Genomic DNA, 18,182 nt, shown 5'->3' on the forward strand with positions numbered 1-18,182 from the left:
GATGCTTAAAAACTCTATTTTACGTTTTAGCTCCCTAAAAACAGTTTAAGCTCATGGTGACCGAAACTATACTTATATTTCCTCCTCTTCCTTCACTGCCTCTTTCAACCTCTGCAACATATACCCAATCCCTTTACAACCTGCTAACGGATACGTTATGGTTCCTTCTGGATATAATTGTGTTACTACTTTCTTATGCTTCTTGCCTGCAAGTAAAACGATTTCATCAAACTGAAGCAAGTCTTTTTCAATCATTTGTTGTTTTAATTGTTCCATACTAATAATCTCATCACTCTTTGAATTAAAAGCAAGATCATAGTTTTCTAGTACAATATCATTTGGCCTTAAAAATCCATGCTTCGCCGATAATATAACCCAATTCTCAAAAAACATCGTTGCATACGCCTGACACGCTTTTCCGAACGGGCTAATATATACATCTTTTGCCTCCATAGACCCGTAATCCGGATACTTATCCCAAATTTTCTTCTTTCCGCATGGAATTATACATAACCTTTTCATATATTTCTTACCTCTTCTTCTGCATAAGTAAAGTTAATTATTTTATACATTTTGCCCTCAACATGCTATATAATGATATTAAATATAAAAATTACATCTTTTACCATATGACCATCTTTTTTACTAATAATTCACTTTTTTAAGATTTGAAATCCCATTGCCCTATTTAAACATAGTACACTTTTTGTAAATATTATAATACTACAAATAATGGTACATTTACTTTTCAAAGCTCTTAATATTAATTAAAATATATGAATGATAAAATATTTTATCTTTAGAAGGAGGTGAACAAATGAAAAATATACTCCCTGCACTAGTACTCTATATTATTGTTTGCGTAATCGCTATGATTGCTCCAGCATCTCAAGGTTATAATCATGTGGGCTGGAAGTTGTTTGTTGGGCAAGCGTATGCTATACCTATTTTTCTCATTACAGCTATTATTACATTTTATATAAACAAGAAAAAATCTACGAACAAACAGCTATAAGGATAGCTAATGCTATCCTTATTTTAATTCATTAATCAGATCAACAATTACACTTGCAGTACTTTCTATCCTTTCTTCCGAAAAATCAAACGTGACACCTGTTTTTTCATATATTTCTTGTATTGGTAGGTTCCAGTCTGCACTCGCTCCCTCTTTAAAGAAAGTAATCGCTTTTTCTGGATCCTCTCGATAAATTTGAAACAATTGCATTGCTCCTATTTGCGCAATTGCATATTCAATTTTATAAAAAGGAAACTGAACAAAGTGAAATGACTCTACCCAACTCGAACCAATTTCATCTTCTATTCCGTCAATATTGACTGATGAATATTGATACCTTTTGCATAGTTCAGCGTATTTCTTATCACGCTCTTCTGGTGTATGGTTTGGATTTGTATAGATCCAATGTTGGAATACATCTCCTGCAATTGACGACAATAATAAAGACAAAGCACGATATAATTGTACGCGCTGCACTTCTTTATATTCATCCTCTTGCTTGTAAAAAATAGTAAGCTTATCCATTACTAGTAACTCAAGACTGAGGGAATAAAGCTCAGCCACCTCTTCACGAAGATACCTTTCCTGCATACTACTATCATTTTTAAATTGTTTATAAAAATGAAATGCATGTCCCACTTCATGTATGAGCGCGTTAATCGCATAAAATGATGGACTAAAATTAGAATACACAAAAACCCCTTTACTATGAGGCAAGGTAAAACAAGCAGCTCCTGGTGCTTTATTTTCACGTTCTTCTACATCAATTAATCCCGCTTTTCGTATATGGATAAATTCCTCATAAAAATATAAATCTGTCTTCCGAAACATTTCTTCCACCCCATCCAATAAATCAATGGCATTTTGAAATGGAGCTTTTAGTATATTACATGGAGTAAGATCCCAAGGGCGATACGTTTTTACACCGAGATTCTTTTTAGAAATACTCCCTAATTGTTTCCAAATTGGTACAACATACTTTTCTATAGATTCATGGAGCTTATAGCAATCTTCAATGTTATAATCTCTGTTTTTTTGTTTATAAGCATATTCACTATAATTATGAAATCCTGCATTTAAAGCGAGCTCATTCCGTAATTGTACGAGCTCATTCATAATACAATCTATTTCCATCTTCACTGCACTTCTTGCTTCACATAAAGCGTACCAAGCTTTTTCACGAATAGCTCTATTAGAGTTATCTAGCTGTGCTTTAACGTATGCATACGTCTTTTGCTCTCCCTCCCAATTAATTGTTATGTTAGACATTATTTCTCTATACCTCGTAATAAGCTCTTGCTCTTTAATAGAAAGAGCAATATTTTCTTCATTAAACATTCTACTCTTCACAAATCTTGCTTTTTTCATAAATCCATATTTCTGCTCATCTAATAAGTCGAAAAACGGACACTCTCTAAATTTCTCGTCAAATTTTGCAGTGTATCTTTTTAAAAGTGGTTGAATTGTATTTTGATTATACATATGTAAATCACGCATATTTCTGTCATCTGTATCTCTATACGTGGCGATTAAACTACTTGTTATCTCCTCTTCTACTTCAGCGGTTACACACAGTTCATCGAAAAGCCAACTTTCTAATTCTAAAACAGAAGTAATATTTCGCTCTAAAAGTGACTGTAATTTACTTTCAAATTCATTAAGCATACACAAACCCCCTATTAAAAAATTGAATCTTCTGTTTTCTGCAGATAGAAAAAGACAAGTAGCCAATCCGACTACTTGTCCTTTTCTATCTGTACTCAATAAAATTAAGCTTGGAATGCTTCTGTTAATACTGGTACGATTTGTTTTTTACGAGATACTACACCTTTTAATGTAGCAGTGTTGTTTTCTAGAGATACGTTGTATGCTTTCTCAACAACGTTTGCTGCGTTACCGATCGCAAGACCGACAGAATCATTTGTTAAGATATCAGTTACAACAAACAAGAATAGGTCTAAACCTTTTTCTTCTACTACTGCAGAGATAACTTTTTCAAGTTCTGCTTGGTGTACAAGAACGTCGTTCGTATCAACAGCGTTTACTTGTGCGATTTCAACTTTCGCATTACCCATTTGGAATTCTTTAGCGTCAAGAGAGATTAATTGCTCCATTGTTTTTCCGCTTAAGTCAGCACCAGCTTTTAACATTTCTAAGCCGTAGTTATCAGCATCTACACCAGCGATTTCCGCTAGTTCACGAGCTGCTGCTACGTCTTGCTCTGTGCAAGTTGGAGATTTGAATAGTAAAGAATCTGAAATGATTGCAGATAACATTAAACCTGCAACTTCTTTACGAATTGTAATGCCGTTTTCTTTGTACATCTTGTTTAAAATTGTAGCTGTACAACCAACTGGCTCACAACGGTAGTAAATAGGATCGCTTGTTTCAAAGTTAGCAATACGGTGATGGTCAATAACTTCTAACACACGAACAGATTCGATATCGTTAGCACTTTGTTGACGCTCGTTATGGTCAACTAAAATAACGTTGTCCACTTCGTTTGCAACTGTCTCAACAAAACGCGGTCCTTCTACTTTAAAATAGTCTAACGCAAATTGAGTTTCACCGCTGATTTCGCCTAAACGTACAGGCTCAGCATTCATTCCTAATTCTTTTTTTAATTCTGCATAAGCAATTGCAGAACAAATTGCATCTGTATCTGGGTTTTTATGCCCGAAAACTAGTACTTTTTCCATGTTTTCCACCTCTTCATGAAAAGGATATCTTAAAGAAGCAAATATGACAATATTTAAAGCATAATTTTTTATAAATAATTGCACTTTCTTCTATATTTTTCATCGTTTTTCGTAAAAAAAGATCATCTAAAATGAATTAGATGATCGAAATGTATATTTTATCCCGCTTTAATGTGCAGTAAGACCCCCACTGATTAAAGTTTCACTTTATTTAAAATAAGCTAGGAGCTTGCACTACATGATTTAGCGGAAAATTCGATGCCAAACCATTATTTACAAGGTTAACATCGATAACTTGATAAAATGCATTCCCAGTGTCTGCAATTTCCCACACAGCTAAAATAAGGTGATATCCATTTCTATCAGTAGGCACATTTGCTTCATGTGTTACGGAAGTTCCAGGTCTAGCTCCTCCATCATTTTTCACATAGAAAGGCACTAAATCTAAATCAGACCTCGTTAAAGGCTTATTTGGATTCCAATCTTTCTTCGTAATATAATATTTCCACTCTTTCGTACTATGAGGAGCCGTTAGTTTCCACTTGAATGTATTCGTCCCACCGTTTAAAGTAACTTTCTTCCACCTATCTACAGTCTGTACATCTAAAGCAGGGAAATGGCCAGCTCCTGCGATTTGACCATCCGAAGGTCCTGATTGCGGGAAGCCACCTATTCCTTCTACACTTTGCGGTTCATATTGAATCGGACCGCAATTTACATTTACCCCTTGCTTACATAAATAAGAGCGGCTCGCTGGTGATTCAACATATCCATGAGCGGAAGCTTTTTCTGAAAAACCGAAAGTTAACAATCCCGTAAGTAATATGCCACCACTTAATATAACTTTCTTCACCTTCTGTAAACCTTTCGTTTTCATCTCGTCATCCCCTTTCCCATAATAAAGCGAAAATAACTATAGTTGCCTAGTCATCTTCTCTACATCCATTATAAGTCGAGGGACATTACGAAAAGAACCCTCTAAAAACTTTCTCAAATTCAATTCGTATATTAAACAAATTCAAATAGCACAGCTAGAAAAATATTGACGGTGTTATTTGAATTTGAGCATAATAGCTATAAAACTTTATAATAAATAACTGTCGCATCTAAATTACCATTTGGAGAAATTGCGTATTCTGGTATTTTTCCAGCTTCTTGATAATCTAATGATTTATACAATTTATTCGAAGGATCTCCTTCTCTCGTATCTAGTACTAAAAGAGACCTATTTTCTTGCTTTGCTCGTTCCTCTGCTTTGCGCATAAGTGAACGTCCAATGCCATTACGTCTAAAGTTTGGATGAGTCATTAACTTACAAATTTCAGCTCTATGAATCCCATTAGGCTTTGTAACTAAATGTAATTGAATACTCCCTGCCACTTCATTATTTATTTTAGCAACATATAAGATCACTTCTGGTGCTAAAACAGTTTCCCAATACTTCGCTGATTCTTTTTGATCCAGTGGAGGTAAAAAACCAATTGACGCCCCATCATTTACAACCGTTTTCAAAAGTTTAGAAAGCTCTTCCATATCATCATTTATTTTCTTAATCTCTTCAATTACTAAATTTTGCATTACTAATCCCCCTTTTGTTTCATTGTACCAAGTTTTAAAGAAGGAATAACAGAATACTAAAAGGAAATATATATTTAAATAGAGCATACTTTTAGAATGTATGAATGATGGAGGGATTAATCATTAGCAAAATAGGATTTGACTTAATACATCATAAGGACGACTTTGATCTTGGATATGAGGATATAGAAGCGATATCTAAGAACTGTAAATTTTCTAACTGCTCTCATACAAATGAACCACATTGCGCAATTAAAAAAGCTATTTCCGATGGAATTCTTACAAAGGAAATAATGAATAGTTATTATCGAGATAAGAATGAATTCAAATATGTATGTAATCAAAAAAACAAAACAAAAGCTATTGATTATATGAAACAATTGAAACTTTTTAGAAAATCTTAAAAATAAATAGTTGTTTCTCATTCCCACTATATTTAAGAATCTTACTTTGCTACATCACATACAAGCTAATTTTCATACTCAAATTTAATCTCACGTAAAAGAACGTTTTAAACATAAAGTTTAAAACGTTCTTTTCTATTCAATGCTTATGATTTTTCAGTTCTGTTAAACACTCTTGTACTAAAGTTACTGCTTGACTCATTGCAGCTCCACCAGCAAATGCTGCTGATACACCACACGCTTCCAGAATTTCTTTATCTGAACACCCTTGATCAAGACAACCTTTTGTATGATAAACGGTACAATATTCATCTTGCGTTGCTAGACTAATTCCTAATGCGATAAGTTGTTTTTCCCTTTTTGTTAAAGAACCCTCTTGAAAACAAGCTTGCGTGAATGCATTATATGTTTCAGCAATTTCAGGAATTTGGTTTGTAAAACTACCGATACCTTCTTTATAATGATGTAGAACGTCATTTACTGAACTATGTTGTTCGTGCGCCATTTTATTATTACCTCCATTCCAATTATATGTACCTATTGTAGTATGTGATGAAAAGAAGGCAATATACGCCACCTAAAAAGAATGAATATTCAGTTTATTATAACTACAATTTCAGACTATCATCCACTACTGATTGTTCTTTATAGTTTTTCCTTTCAATCTCTTTACTTCTTTCTTCCCAAAAAGTTAGTCCTTCAATCCCTATATTTTTAGGATCAAACACTGGATCTTTCCCTTCTTTTTTCTGTGCTTCATAATCTTTTAACACTTTTAATGCAATTTTGCTTAATAGTAGAATCGCGATTAAGTTTAACCATGCCATACTACCGATTCCTAAATCTCCAAGATTCCATAAGAGCGATGCTGATTCTACACTACCGATGTAAACCATAATTAAAAATCCAATTTTCAAAACTGGTTTTAACCAACTATGTTTAAGCTCACGATCTAAATAAGTAAGTGTCGTTTCAGCGATATAGTAGTAAGCGAGTAAAGTTGTAAAAGCGAAGAAGAAGATTGCGATTGAAATGAATAATGGACCAAACCCAGTCATAACAGTTTCAACTGCTTGTTGAGTATAAATTGGGCCAGCATCAACATTCCCTATATTTTTTACAATAGCGCTTTTCCCTTCCGGTATAACATTATACATACCTGTTATTAAAATCATAAGAGCTGTCGCTGTACATACGACAATTGTATCAATGTATACAGAAAATGCTTGAACTAACCCTTGTTTTGCTGGGTGAGATACTTCAGCCGCAGCAGAGCTATACGTCGCTTCTCCAACGCCAGCTACATTTGAAAATACAGCGCGCTTTACGCCCCATGCAATTGCTGCACCGACGATTCCACCAAACATTTCATTTATACCGAAAGCACTAGAGAAAATTAAAGCAAACATACTTGGAATTTCCGTTACATTCGCAATTAATACGATACATGTAACAATTACATATCCAATTGCCATAAATGGAACCAGCATTTGTGAAACGCCTGCAATTCTCTTTACGCCACCAAAAATGATTGCTGCTAATAATAAGACTAACAATATACCCGTTATATATTTACTAATACCGTTAGAGTTTTCGAATCCCACTGCGATACTACTAGATTGAATACCTGGTAATAAAACGCCATATGAAAGTGTTACAACGACTGCTACAATGATTGCAAACCATTTCATTTTCAAGCCTTTTTCAATGAAATATGGTGTACCACCGCGATATTCATTTCCAACTTTACTTTTATATACTTGAGATAATGTTGATTCAACAAATGCACTAGCTGCTCCTAATAGTGCCATTACCCACATCCAAAATACAGCTCCAGGTCCGCCAAAAGCGATAGCTGTCGCAACCCCTGCAATATTACCTATTCCAACCCTACCAGATAACGCTAAACAAAATGCTTGAAAGGATGAAATTCCCGTCTCAGAGCTCTTCCCTTCAAATAATAGTTTAATCATTTCTTTAAAATAACGAATTTGTAGAAAACGAGTTGCAATTGTAAAATACACACCTGCTCCTAAGGCGAAAACAACTAATCCAATACTCCATACTTGCCCTACTAACCACTCTACTAATTGCTCCATCCAAATCCCCCTTATCATTATTCTGAAAACTATTTTATATATAAGAAAACGGACAACTATTATTAAATCTTCCAGTTGTCCGCCTATCTCATTATTTCATTCCTCTATTTATTAACAGTTAGATTCTCTATTACTTTATATTTACCCAAACACTCTTCACTTCTGTGTAATTATCAAGCGCATATGAACCTAACTCACGACCGATTCCAGATTGTTTAAACCCACCAAATGGTGCAGCTGCATTTTCTAAGTTATAATCATTAATCCATACTGTTCCTGCCTTTAATTTATTGGCAACTTGATGTCCAGTTTTAATATTTTGTGTCCATACGCCTGCAGCGAGTCCGTATGACGAGCGATTTGCTCTTTCGATTACCTCTTCTGTTGAATCAAATGGAAGTACAACGACAACTGGTCCAAAAATTTCTTCTTTCACAATTGTCATATCATCAGTAACATTTGTGAATACCGTTGGCTGTACAAAATAACCTTTTTCAAATGCACGTTCACCACCAGCAGCAACAGTAGCGCCTTCTGCTTTTCCTTGTTCAATGTAATGTAGTACACGCTCTTGTTGCTTTTTAGATACGAGTGGACCCATTTCTGTTTCCTTCTCCATACCTGCTCCAAGTTTCACGTTATTCGCCATTTTTACTAGTTCATTTACGACTGTTTCGTAATGTTTTCGGTGAACGAACACGCGAGATCCAGCACTACAATTTTGGCCGTGATTATACATAATACCTTGGAATGCGCCGTTAATCGCTTCTTCTAAATCAGCGTCTTCTAAAATGATATTTGGTGATTTACCACCAAGTTCTAACGTTACATGTTTAATAGTTTCTGCAGATTGACGCATAATATATTTTCCTGTAACTGTTGAACCTGTGAAGGCTACCTTATCAATATCATGATGGTTTACAATTGCAGCTCCCGCTTCAGGGCCGAAACCTGGCACAAAGTTTACAACACCTTTTGGAAAACCTGCTTCTTTAAAAAGTTTCGCTGTATATAATAACGATAAAGGCGTTTGTTCTGCTGGTTTTAATACGATCGTACAACCTGTCGCTAGTGCAGCTCCCATTTTCCAAGAAGACATAACGAGCGGAAAATTCCAAGGAATAATTTGTCCTACAACCCCAACAGGTTCATGGCGTGTATAATTTAAGTAATCTTTTGAAATCGGAATTGTTTGCCCGATAATTTTCGTAGCCCATCCCGCATAATAGCGGTAATTTTCTACAGTCGCTGCAATATCATCATCCAGTGCTACTTGATATGGTTTCCCGTTATCTAAAGCTTCTAACTGCGCCAATTCTTCTCCATGCTCTTCAATTAAGTCTGCTAATTTATAAATAAGATGTGCTCTTTCAGCAGTAGTCATTTCTGCCCAAGGTCCTGATTCAAATGCAGATCTTGCCGCTTTTACTGCGACATTAATATCCTCTTCTTGTGCTTCGCATACAACAGCTAAAACATCTTCAGTTGCTGGATTGTATGTCTCAAATGTCTTCCCGCTAATGGAAGGAACAAATTCACCATTAATAAACATTTTAATTTCTTCATTTAAAAACGCTTTCACTTTTGGTTTTAGTTCAATGTTTTTCGTTAACATATATGCTCTCCTCCTTATTTAAACAGCTGCATGAGCAGCAATTTTTGAAATAATCATTTGAAGCTTTTGATTCTCTTCTTCAGTTAATCCGAGTCTCGGATAGCGAGAAGGCCCTCCAGCTTGCCCGTGTAATTCCATTGAGCGTTTAACGATTTGTACATATTTTCCGGACCTTTCAAGAAACTCACAAAGAGGTAAAATCGCATCGTTTATTTCCCAAGCTTTTTCTAATTCACCATTTTGGAAATGCTCATACATTTTCGTAACAAGTCCCGGTACGATATTACCTGCTACTGAAACCCAGCCCGTCGCACCAACTAAATAAGATTCCATAACTAAATCTTCAGATCCACAGAATACTTGAAACGCACCTTCGCCTTGTCTTACTAAATCTCTTGCTTTTCGAATATCTCCGCTAGATTCTTTAATATGTGTAACATTTTCACACTCTTTTCCAATGCGTAGCATGAGTTCTGTACTCATATCAACACCAGATGTAAACGGGTTATTGTATAACATAATTGGAATATTTACAGCGTTTGAAATTTCTTTAAAATGAAAATATATTTCCTCTTCTTTCGGTTTACAATAATACGAATTTATAATTAATGCACAATCCGCTCCATACGCTTCTGCATGTTTCGTATATTCAATCGTCTCTTTCGTCGTCTCCGCAGCAGTTCCAACAATAACCGGAATACGACCATCCACTTCTTTTAATACTGTTTCTACCATTTTAAATCGTTCTTCTTTTGACAAACTAACAAACTCTCCTGTGCTTCCGTTTATAATAATGCCAGCCACTTTTTGCTCAATAAAGTAGTTTACATTTTGTTTTACACCGTTCCAATTAATTTCTTGAAACTCATCCATCGGTGTGATTAATACTGGAAATGCCCCTTTAATATTTTTCATATTTATCTCTCCCTTTACTATTTTAATAAAAATCCTGTCGGAAACGGATCTGTAGAGTCTAATAGAAACGTCTGCATCCCTGTAATAAAACCTCTACTTTCAAAACGGAAAATGTAAACCAGTTCTTCCTTCTTCACTTTTTCAACTGCTATAAAACTATTACATATACTTTCATTTATAAAAGGTTTATCCGCTATATAATCATTTTTAAATAACGCGTGAACATAAGACACAATAGTAGAAACAAAACCTGGCGATCGTACGATAAAGTTATCTTCATGAAAGGTAATCGACTTTATATGGTTCTTTTCTTTTTGCGAAGAATCTACTAAAATAAGCCTTTTTATTAACGACTGTTTTTGTATAGCTTGTAGTGTACTTTCTCCCCATTTTTTCAATTCAGAAATGTTTTCAATATGAATTTCTGGTGAATACGCATCTTTTTCTACAACTGCGTATACTTTATCTGCCTGTATGAGAGAGTAACTTATATTTTCAACTTGTAAATTTTTCTCAATCATATAACATACTTTACTTTCAAACGAAACAGATACAACTTCATCATTTTCTACATACGCATGGACTAAAAATATGCCAGATAACGTTTCGATTTTGTATTGATTCGTCTCTCTCTTTTTTAAATATCCGCTTTCTAGTAACATCGTTATGACTGCGACAATACCTCCGTAATGAAGAGGTATTGACCCTTCATGATTAAAAAATAATACAGCTGCATCGATTTCCGGATGAATAGAAGGAACGACGATACATCCATTTAAACCGATAAAACCACGCGGTTCATTTAATAAAAGCTGCATTTCTTCTGCTAATTCACCTGAAAATTGTTCGTTTAATTGTTCTAAATTGTAGTAGTACTTGCATGGTACATCTTTTATTACACGGAATGCCTCGCCATTTACGTGTACGTCTACTGCTGTATACATTTTTTGAATGTTCATTTTACATCCTCCGTTTCATGTTCCATCGGCGGAATTAGCAAAAAGCCTTCTTTCAGTGGATCCTTTTCATTGTAAAAAAATCTATGCATCCCCATAAGCCAAGCTGAACCTGTAATTTTCGTTACGACCGCTTCAATATTTTCAACATTTGTCGTATTTATGACACACCCTTTAAATAAAGAACCAACGATACTCTCATGAACAAACTCTTCATCAATCTCAATTTTTTGGTTCGCATATAATACCGCTAACTTTGCTGATGTTCCTGTACCACATGGAGAACGATCAATTCCTCCAGGCGGAACGACAACTGTATTTTTCACATGAGCGCTTTCATGAGTAGGATCTGTATAAAATTCAACATGGGTTAATCCTCTAATGAACGAATGCTCTGGATGAATGATTTCAAATTTTTCATTGATGATATTTCTTATATGAATTGCCTTATCTATGATTGTAGATGCATTTTCTGGTACTAACTCTAACCCTACTGATTTCGCATCGATAATGGCATAAAAATTCCCTCCATACGCAATATCAGCCTCTACAGTTCCAATGTCTTCGACGTCTACTGTAATATTTTTCAGTAAAAAAGCTGGAATGTTACAAAAGGAGACTTCTTTCGCTTTTCCATCTTGAACAAATATATCGACTTCAACTAATCCGGCTGGTGTGTCTAACTTTAGCGAGGTAATCGGTTCAACTACCGGAATGAAACCTGATTCAATTAAAGCTGTACATACACCAATTGTATCGTGACCACACATCGGTAAATATCCACCTGTCTCTATGTAAATAACACCAATATCTGCTTCAGGATGACACGGATCTGTTAATAGTGCTCCTGACATTACATCATGACCACGCGGTTCATTCATTAACAATTTACGAATCCAGTCATACTCCTTTTTCATATGTATCATCTTCTCTGCCATCGTCTCTCCTATTAACTTAGGCAGGCCGCTAATCAATGTTCTCGTTGGATTCCCGCCCGTATGTGTATCAATCGTCGTAAAGACTCTTTGTGACCTCATCCGTTTAACACCCTTTCTGTAAAACGACTCAAACGAAGTGGTTCAATAGGAATGATTGTTTCTTTTTCGTTTAATAACTCTTCAATCACTTTTCCTGTAACTGCAGCAAGACTAATGCCATCCCCTTCATGCCCTGCTGCTATAAAGTAGTTCGGGATATGTTCCACACGTGAAATGATTGGCAAATGGTCTTCTGTCCACGGACGTAACCCAGCATAGGAACGAATCACCATCATATCCACCATTTTTGGATAAAAGCGAATTGCTCTGTTCGCAATACATTTAATAACCTCGTTATTTATCCTCGTATGAAACCCTACAAATTCTCTACTACTACCAATTAAAAAATTTTGGCTTTCTGTCGGCTCAAATACAAGGGCTACCCCATATTTTTCAGTTAAAGCATCCACTTTTCGTTGTCCGCCAAATTTAGAAATTAAATAACCAAATTCCATTACTTTACGGCAACCAACGTGTTGTTGCCTTGAAGCTACAATAATATGCCCTTTTCTCGGTTCAATTGGGATATTTACATCCAACATTTGTCCAATTTTCGGAGCCCACACACCCGCTGCGTTCACCACTTGCTTCGCAGTAAACGTCCCATTTGTCGTTTCTACAATAAATGAACCGTCTATATCTCTTTTCATTTCTTTTACTTCCGTATGATTAAAAGCTTTCGTACCAAATTTCTTCGATTCTGCAAGAAGTGCAAAAGCAAGAAGATACGGATTTACAGTCGAATCTGTTGCGCATTCTAACCCGCCTAATAAATCATCTGCGAAAAATGGTGATTCTTCCCTTATATCTTGCCTATCAAGCATTCGAAATGGTAAACCAGCTTCTTTTTGACGATTTACCCATTGCTGCGCTGCTTCCATCTCTTCATCCGACTCACATACGAGAATACTTCCTGGTGCCCTATATTCAAATGAGTGCTCTAACTCTTCACTTAAATCCGTTACTAATTTTTGACTTACTAACGACATTTGACTATCAAATCCTGGGTCTTTATCAATAGCCAAAATATTTCCGTCACACCGTGAAGACGTCCCGCTGACAAATTCTCCTTTTTCAATGATTGTTACGTCTCTTCCGTATTTCGAAGTGTAATAAGCGATCGAGCAGCCAATAATACCGCCTCCAATTATTAAAACGTCGCAGTGCCTCACAAAATATTCCTCCTTCCCCTAAAGCTCTCACTTTCTTTTATGCAATTGACGTGCCAACTGTACATATATACAATTTTTATAAATAATATTTTTATTTGTAAAAATATTTTAAATTTATCGTAAATAAGTGTATTATTTTTTTATCACTGTCAAAATTTTTATACATAATAGGAGGACAATATGGCATTCTCATTTCCCACAATAAAAGAATTTCTAAAAATTTTATCCATTGATTATACATACTGCTTGCAACATATTGAGCAAATTAACGAAAAGTATTATTACCGCCCTTCTACTACAGAAAAATATAACTGCGCAGTAATATATGAAGATGATTCATTCACCGCTTTAATTGACGCGTTTTCCAATGAAATAGTGGTTATCATAATGAACGAAAATAAAGAGCCTATATGCTGTATAACAGCTCAGCAAATCATCCCGTTTCTTGTTAAGTCATACAATGAACTCCATTCTTTTTATAACACCGTAATACAAACAACGGATTCTTCCGTTACAGTCATCGATGATAAAGAACGCGTTTGCACCTGGACAGATGGCGCCGAAAAGATCTTTTCAGTCAAGCATAATGAAATTATTGGGCAACCTATCACTCATTTTTTTGACTATAAAGATTTGGAAATTTTGCAATCATTACATGACGGAAAAAGTATAATCGCTCAGTTCCATCAACCTCGTCCAGATTTGTTCGTATTAATTAACTCAAATCCAGTTTATTGTAACGGTGAAATTATAGGAGCAGTCGTTTCAGAAACTGACGTTACAAATCAAGTCGCATTAAATGAAAAACTATTCAATATGTCACATGAAATGCACCGTTTAGAACAAGAAGTAGCAAAGTATAAAGATGAATCAGATCCTTTTCTTGCGATGAATGGAAAGAGCCCTGTTATACAAAGAACAATACAATTAGCTAGAAAAGTTTGTTCGGTGAAATCAACCGTTTTAATACTCGGTGAAAGTGGTGTTGGAAAAGAAGTATTTGCGAAAGCAATTCATGAAGCTAGTGAGGCAGCGAAGGCACCTTTTATTTCAATTAACTGTGGTGCCATTCCAGAGGCGTTATTTGAAAGCGAATTATTCGGGTATGAGCGCGGGGCGTTTTCTGGTGCAAATAGTAAAGGTAAGAAAGGTAAAATAGAGCTCGCCCAAGGCGGCACATTATTTCTTGATGAAATTGGAGAAATGCCGCTAGATATGCAAGTGAAGCTTTTACGCGTACTACAAGAACGAAAATATTACCGAGTTGGTGGAGAAAAAGAGATTCATATTGACTTTCGTATTATCGCTGCTACCAATCGTGATTTACAAGAAGAAATGAGAAAAGGCACGTTCCGAGAAGATTTATACTATCGCCTAAATGTAGTTAGTTTGCATATTCCACCGCTGCGCGAAAGACGCGAAGATATTATTGAATTAACCTATTCTTTCCTAAACAATTTTTCAATTAACTATAACAGACCCATTCGCGACTTACCTTCAAGCATTATGCATGAACTGCTTCATTACAATTGGCCAGGTAATATTCGCGAGCTCCGTAACGTTATTGAAAGACTTGTCGTATTTGCGACTGACGGTATTATAAAGCAAGAATATTTACCATTTCATACAACCGAAACTTTAGATAATCATGCGGCTCATTCCTTATTACTCAGCAACAATCATACAATCCTCTCTTTGCAAGAAGAGATGGAGGAACATGAGAAAAAAGTCATTGAGAGGGCTTTACGCATTTTAAATGGGAATAAATTAGAATGCGCAAAACAACTTGGTGTTACGAGAGCCACCTTATATAATCGTTTAAAAAAGCTTGGGTTACAATAAACCTTCCCTCCTCTATATTGGCATAGTTTTTGCATTATATAATTTGTGCAAATCGAACTAGAGGAGGAATACATATGACGAATAAAGATCACTTAATTGTTTGTCGATGTGAAGAAGTTACATATGGTCAACTTCAATCGACAATTGCTGATTATAAATGCTCGGCAAGAGAATTAAAACTAAGAACACGTGCTGGCATGGGTTTTTGCGGTGGCCGCACATGTAGAATGATGATAGATCGAATGGTTGAAAATGCAAATCCAGGCGTAACTACAAATGATATTCCATTGAAATACCAACCACCGGTACGAGCAGTTACTTTTGGATCGGTAGGTGAAAGTAAATGAGTAGAATTACACATCACCCTATTTTAGGGAGTTTACATAATAGTAATCGCATCACTTTTCAATTTAACGGTCAACAATATGAAGCATATGAACATGAAACGATTGCAGCTGCTTTACTTGCGAACGGAATAAGAACATTAAGAGTGCATGAAGATAGCGGGACGCCACGAGGTATTTACTGTAATATTGGACATTGTTCTGAATGCCGCGTCACAGTAAACAATCAAGCAAACGTACGAGCATGCTTAACTGTTGTAGAAAACGGTATGGTTGTTATTAGTGGTAAACAACATCCAAATATCGTGAGAGAGATGGTGAAAAAGCGATGAACGATGTCATTATTATCGGTGCTGGCCCCGCGGGTTTATCAGCCTCTATCTCTTGTGCCCGTTTTGGACTAAAAGTACTTGTTATTGATGAATTTATGAAGCCTGGCGGAAGATTGTTAGGACAATTACATCAAGAACCTACTGGAGAATGGTGGAACGGGATAAAAGAATCCAAACGCCTTCACGAAGAAGCACAATCTCTTTCAGTTGATATTCGATGTGGCATTTCCGTCTATAATTTAGATAAAGATGAAAGTTCTTGGTTCGTCCATACGAATATCGGTACGTTAGAAGCACCTTTCGTTTTACTTGCTACTGGCGCTGCTGAGTACTCTATCCCTCTTCCTGGTTGGACACTTCCTGGGGTGATGTCAATTGGAGCAGCTCAAGTTATGACGAATGTACATCGTGTTCAAGTTGGGAAAAAAGGAATCATTATTGGTGCTAACATATTGTCATTTGCCATTTTGAATGAATTACAATTGGCAGGAATTAAAGTGGAACATATCGTACTTCCTGAAAAAAGTGAGTTAAGTCAACAGGCTGGTGAACCAGAAGAAGTTTTAAATTCTCTCTTACACGCTGCACACCTTGCCCCGTCACCTTTATTACGTATTGGTAGTCGATTGATGCAATATAATTGGGCGAAACAAGCTGGATTAAAGTTTTACCCTAATAACGGTATGAAAATAAACGGTACACCTCTTCATCTTCGAAAAGCAGCTCTTGAAATTATCGGGACAGATCAAGTTGAAGGTGTACGCATTGCTAATATTGATACGAAAGGAAACATCATCACTGGATCGGAACAAATATATGAGGCAGATTTCGTTTGTATTGCAGGTGGCTTATATCCTCTTGCTGAGCTAGCTGCTGTAGCTGGCTGTCCATTCCGTTACATTCCGGAATTAGGCGGGCACGTTCCTCTCCATTCTGAAACAATGGAAACCCCTCTTCCTGGTTTATTTGTAGCCGGTAATATAACTGGCATTGAAAGCGGGAAGATTGCAATGGCACAAGGAACTGTTGCAGGTCTATCTATTGCTAAATATGCAAGTGAAAAACGTGATATAGTCGACCAACAATTAACTCACGCCATTCAAAACGTTCACTTTGTTCGTCAGAAAGCTGCAATTCAGTTTAATCCGATGGTAGATATCGGTAGACGAAAGATGAATGATTTATGGCATAAATTCCAAACAAATGATAACGATTTCTATAAACAACAAGAAATTCTTTAATAAGACTTATTTGTAAAAAAGCTCTTCTTATCAAAAATATAAGAGGAGCTTTTCAAATTATTTCACTTCAATTGTCCAATCACCATCAGCTTGAATAGTAAATATATGTATACCATTTTCTTTTACAGGCATTTTTTTCGTAGTATCAGCGTTTCCGATTTCGTTAAATAAAGTACTATCATTTAGATGAACGATAAAATTACTTTTCCCGTTATTATGTATCCCATGAAATTCTTTTAAACCTTTTTCTAACTTTACAAATACAACATCACTACCATGCCCGCTTACTGCCCCTGGAGTCGTCACTACTTTATCCATCGGAATAGATTGAGACATATTAGCACTCCAGTGTCCGTCTGCTAGTGCATCAATGAAATACTTTCCACTCTCTTTTATAACAACTAATTTTTTTTGTTTACCATTTCCAATAAAGTTAGAAAGTGTTCCCGCATCATTTCCCTGTTCATCTTTCAAATGAAGGATTGCATTACTTTTCCCTTTATGTTCTACATCAGCAATTACAAAACCAGCTTTCAACTCAAAGAAATCAGAAGAATTTTTACCATCTCCTTCTATTGACACATTATGGTCTTGTGATAACTGTTCTACTGTACTTGCTGATTTTACTTCCTCAACTTTTTGATTTGCTGTGTCAGTTTTTTGTTCTACACTCTTCTCTGTTTTCTCTTTCGCCTTTACATTCTTTGTTTCTTCTGTTGAATTACAAGCAGTTAAAGATAAACATACCGTAGCTATTGTTGCTAATAATCTCTTTTTCATAATATCCTCCTATTAACATAAAATGTTTTCAATAATAATAACATATTTTTACCAATTCATAAGTTTATTAAAAATTGAATTTTATCCTAAAATAGGAAAAATACTAATAATAAAAATTAAAATAAAAAACTGCTAGAGCATAAAGCCCTAACA

General features: G+C 35.6%; 19 protein-coding genes. 6 read left to right on the plus strand and 13 right to left on the minus strand.

The annotated features are described in order from the left end of the window. Positions 1–72: 72 nt before the first annotated feature. A complete protein-coding gene (locus RTP99_RS22475) occupies positions 73–522 on the minus strand; it encodes a DUF6884 domain-containing protein (RefSeq protein ID WP_000824888.1) in 450 nt (149 codons plus the stop codon). Between the two features lie 295 nt (positions 523–817). Here RTP99_RS22475 and RTP99_RS22480 point away from each other — a divergent pair, with 295 nt between their 5' ends. Further along, positions 818–1,015 (plus strand): DUF4017 family protein, encoded by a 198-nt coding sequence (locus RTP99_RS22480; protein WP_000789868.1) that lies wholly within the window; start codon positions 818–820, stop codon positions 1,013–1,015. An 18-nt stretch (positions 1,016–1,033) separates the two neighbouring features. Here RTP99_RS22480 and RTP99_RS22485 read toward each other — a convergent pair whose 3' ends face one another. The 4 genes from RTP99_RS22485 to RTP99_RS22500 all read right to left on the minus strand — a co-directional run bounded on the left by RTP99_RS22485 (position 1,034) and on the right by RTP99_RS22500 (position 5,292). Further along, complete coding sequence (locus tag RTP99_RS22485) at positions 1,034–2,680, minus strand: M3 family oligoendopeptidase (protein WP_000931136.1); 1,647 nt, start codon at positions 2,678–2,680, stop codon at positions 1,034–1,036. A gap of 104 nt (positions 2,681–2,784) precedes the next feature. Further along, entirely contained in the window at positions 2,785–3,714 is a 930-nt protein-coding gene (ppaC, locus tag RTP99_RS22490) for a manganese-dependent inorganic pyrophosphatase (protein ID WP_000416846.1), read from the minus strand. 211 nt (positions 3,715–3,925) lie between these two features. Next, on the minus strand, positions 3,926–4,591 hold the full coding sequence (locus tag RTP99_RS22495; protein WP_000850067.1) for a lytic polysaccharide monooxygenase: 666 nt from the start codon (positions 4,589–4,591) through the stop codon (positions 3,926–3,928). Positions 4,592–4,788: 197 nt separating this feature from the next. Continuing rightward, positions 4,789–5,292 carry a GNAT family N-acetyltransferase gene (locus RTP99_RS22500; protein WP_001180580.1) on the minus strand — a complete coding sequence of 168 codons (504 nt, stop codon included), beginning with the start codon at positions 5,290–5,292 and terminating at the stop codon, positions 4,789–4,791. A 107-nt stretch (positions 5,293–5,399) separates the two neighbouring features. Between RTP99_RS22500 and RTP99_RS22505 the strand changes: the two genes are divergently transcribed. Beyond that, the gene (locus RTP99_RS22505; RefSeq protein WP_000398675.1) at positions 5,400–5,696 is read left to right on the plus strand and encodes a P-loop NTPase family protein; all 297 of its coding nucleotides are present in this window, start codon (positions 5,400–5,402) and stop codon (positions 5,694–5,696) included. Positions 5,697–5,835: 139 nt separating this feature from the next. Here RTP99_RS22505 and RTP99_RS22510 read toward each other — a convergent pair whose 3' ends face one another. From RTP99_RS22510 to RTP99_RS22540, 7 genes are all read right to left on the minus strand, one after another. Then, complete coding sequence (locus RTP99_RS22510; protein WP_011040414.1) at positions 5,836–6,273, minus strand: carboxymuconolactone decarboxylase family protein; 438 nt, start codon at positions 6,271–6,273, stop codon at positions 5,836–5,838. Between the two features lie 31 nt (positions 6,274–6,304). Further along, on the minus strand, positions 6,305–7,795 hold the full coding sequence (locus RTP99_RS22515) for an alanine/glycine:cation symporter family protein (protein WP_000437003.1): 1,491 nt from the start codon (positions 7,793–7,795) through the stop codon (positions 6,305–6,307). 130 nt (positions 7,796–7,925) lie between these two features. Then, positions 7,926–9,410 (minus strand): aldehyde dehydrogenase family protein, encoded by a 1,485-nt coding sequence (locus RTP99_RS22520; protein WP_000956379.1) that lies wholly within the window; start codon positions 9,408–9,410, stop codon positions 7,926–7,928. An 18-nt stretch (positions 9,411–9,428) separates the two neighbouring features. Further along, on the minus strand, positions 9,429–10,325 hold the full coding sequence (gene dapA / locus RTP99_RS22525) for a 4-hydroxy-tetrahydrodipicolinate synthase (RefSeq protein ID WP_000789613.1): 897 nt from the start codon (positions 10,323–10,325) through the stop codon (positions 9,429–9,431). Between the two features lie 17 nt (positions 10,326–10,342). Further along, complete coding sequence (locus RTP99_RS22530) at positions 10,343–11,284, minus strand: proline racemase family protein (RefSeq protein ID WP_001025539.1); 942 nt, start codon at positions 11,282–11,284, stop codon at positions 10,343–10,345. After that, positions 11,281–12,318, minus strand: a complete 1,038-nt coding sequence (locus RTP99_RS22535; protein ID WP_046647340.1) for a proline racemase family protein — start codon at positions 12,316–12,318, stop codon at positions 11,281–11,283. The genes RTP99_RS22530 and RTP99_RS22535 overlap by 4 nt, the downstream gene beginning before the upstream one ends. Further along, positions 12,315–13,490, minus strand: a complete 1,176-nt coding sequence (locus RTP99_RS22540; RefSeq protein WP_046647342.1) for an NAD(P)/FAD-dependent oxidoreductase — start codon at positions 13,488–13,490, stop codon at positions 12,315–12,317. The genes RTP99_RS22535 and RTP99_RS22540 overlap by 4 nt, the downstream gene beginning before the upstream one ends. A gap of 180 nt (positions 13,491–13,670) precedes the next feature. Here RTP99_RS22540 and RTP99_RS22545 point away from each other — a divergent pair, with 180 nt between their 5' ends. The 4 genes from RTP99_RS22545 (at position 13,671) to RTP99_RS22560 (ending at position 17,249) form a co-directional block, all read left to right on the plus strand. Next, positions 13,671–15,332 (plus strand): sigma-54 interaction domain-containing protein, encoded by a 1,662-nt coding sequence (locus tag RTP99_RS22545; protein WP_000885709.1) that lies wholly within the window; start codon positions 13,671–13,673, stop codon positions 15,330–15,332. A 74-nt stretch (positions 15,333–15,406) separates the two neighbouring features. Continuing rightward, the gene (locus RTP99_RS22550) at positions 15,407–15,679 is read left to right on the plus strand and encodes a (2Fe-2S)-binding protein (protein WP_000182236.1); all 273 of its coding nucleotides are present in this window, start codon (positions 15,407–15,409) and stop codon (positions 15,677–15,679) included. Next, positions 15,676–16,008 carry a (2Fe-2S)-binding protein gene (locus RTP99_RS22555; RefSeq protein ID WP_000087050.1) on the plus strand — a complete coding sequence of 111 codons (333 nt, stop codon included), beginning with the start codon at positions 15,676–15,678 and terminating at the stop codon, positions 16,006–16,008. Before RTP99_RS22550 ends, RTP99_RS22555 begins: the two co-directional genes overlap by 4 nt. Next, on the plus strand, positions 16,005–17,249 hold the full coding sequence (locus RTP99_RS22560; protein ID WP_001000578.1) for an NAD(P)/FAD-dependent oxidoreductase: 1,245 nt from the start codon (positions 16,005–16,007) through the stop codon (positions 17,247–17,249). Before RTP99_RS22555 ends, RTP99_RS22560 begins: the two co-directional genes overlap by 4 nt. A gap of 57 nt (positions 17,250–17,306) precedes the next feature. Here the strand turns inward: RTP99_RS22560 and RTP99_RS22565 are convergent, their stop codons facing one another. After that, entirely contained in the window at positions 17,307–18,029 is a 723-nt protein-coding gene (locus RTP99_RS22565; protein ID WP_000746568.1) for a hypothetical protein, read from the minus strand. Positions 18,030–18,182 lie beyond the last annotated feature (153 nt).

The sequence above is a fragment of the Bacillus sp. (in: firmicutes) genome, assembly GCF_031983925.1.
GTDB classification, from domain to species: domain Bacteria; phylum Bacillota; class Bacilli; order Bacillales; family Bacillaceae_G; genus Bacillus_A; species Bacillus_A pacificus.

What these genes read in the sequence shown, in the direction of transcription:
- RTP99_RS22475 (WP_000824888.1), bottom strand. Translation starts at nt 522, where the DNA reads ATGAAAAGGTTATGTATAATTCCATGCGGAAAGAAGAAAATTTGGGAT.
- RTP99_RS22480 (WP_000789868.1), top strand. Translation starts at nt 818, where the DNA reads ATGAAAAATATACTCCCTGCACTAGTACTCTATATTATTGTTTGCGTA.
- RTP99_RS22485 (WP_000931136.1), bottom strand. Translation starts at nt 2,680, where the DNA reads ATGCTTAATGAATTTGAAAGTAAATTACAGTCACTTTTAGAGCGAAAT.
- ppaC (WP_000416846.1), bottom strand. Translation starts at nt 3,714, where the DNA reads ATGGAAAAAGTACTAGTTTTCGGGCATAAAAACCCAGATACAGATGCA.
- RTP99_RS22495 (WP_000850067.1), bottom strand. Translation starts at nt 4,591, where the DNA reads ATGAAAACGAAAGGTTTACAGAAGGTGAAGAAAGTTATATTAAGTGGT.
- RTP99_RS22500 (WP_001180580.1), bottom strand. Translation starts at nt 5,292, where the DNA reads ATGCAAAATTTAGTAATTGAAGAGATTAAGAAAATAAATGATGATATG.
- RTP99_RS22505 (WP_000398675.1), top strand. Translation starts at nt 5,400, where the DNA reads ATGGAGGGATTAATCATTAGCAAAATAGGATTTGACTTAATACATCAT.
- RTP99_RS22515 (WP_000437003.1), bottom strand. Translation starts at nt 7,795, where the DNA reads ATGGAGCAATTAGTAGAGTGGTTAGTAGGGCAAGTATGGAGTATTGGA.
- RTP99_RS22520 (WP_000956379.1), bottom strand. Translation starts at nt 9,410, where the DNA reads ATGTTAACGAAAAACATTGAACTAAAACCAAAAGTGAAAGCGTTTTTA.
- dapA (WP_000789613.1), bottom strand. Translation starts at nt 10,325, where the DNA reads ATGAAAAATATTAAAGGGGCATTTCCAGTATTAATCACACCGATGGAT.
- RTP99_RS22530 (WP_001025539.1), bottom strand. Translation starts at nt 11,284, where the DNA reads ATGAACATTCAAAAAATGTATACAGCAGTAGACGTACACGTAAATGGC.
- RTP99_RS22535 (WP_046647340.1), bottom strand. Translation starts at nt 12,318, where the DNA reads ATGAGGTCACAAAGAGTCTTTACGACGATTGATACACATACGGGCGGG.
- RTP99_RS22545 (WP_000885709.1), top strand. Translation starts at nt 13,671, where the DNA reads ATGGCATTCTCATTTCCCACAATAAAAGAATTTCTAAAAATTTTATCC.
- RTP99_RS22550 (WP_000182236.1), top strand. Translation starts at nt 15,407, where the DNA reads ATGACGAATAAAGATCACTTAATTGTTTGTCGATGTGAAGAAGTTACA.
- RTP99_RS22555 (WP_000087050.1), top strand. Translation starts at nt 15,676, where the DNA reads ATGAGTAGAATTACACATCACCCTATTTTAGGGAGTTTACATAATAGT.
- RTP99_RS22560 (WP_001000578.1), top strand. Translation starts at nt 16,005, where the DNA reads ATGAACGATGTCATTATTATCGGTGCTGGCCCCGCGGGTTTATCAGCC.
- RTP99_RS22565 (WP_000746568.1), bottom strand. Translation starts at nt 18,029, where the DNA reads ATGAAAAAGAGATTATTAGCAACAATAGCTACGGTATGTTTATCTTTA.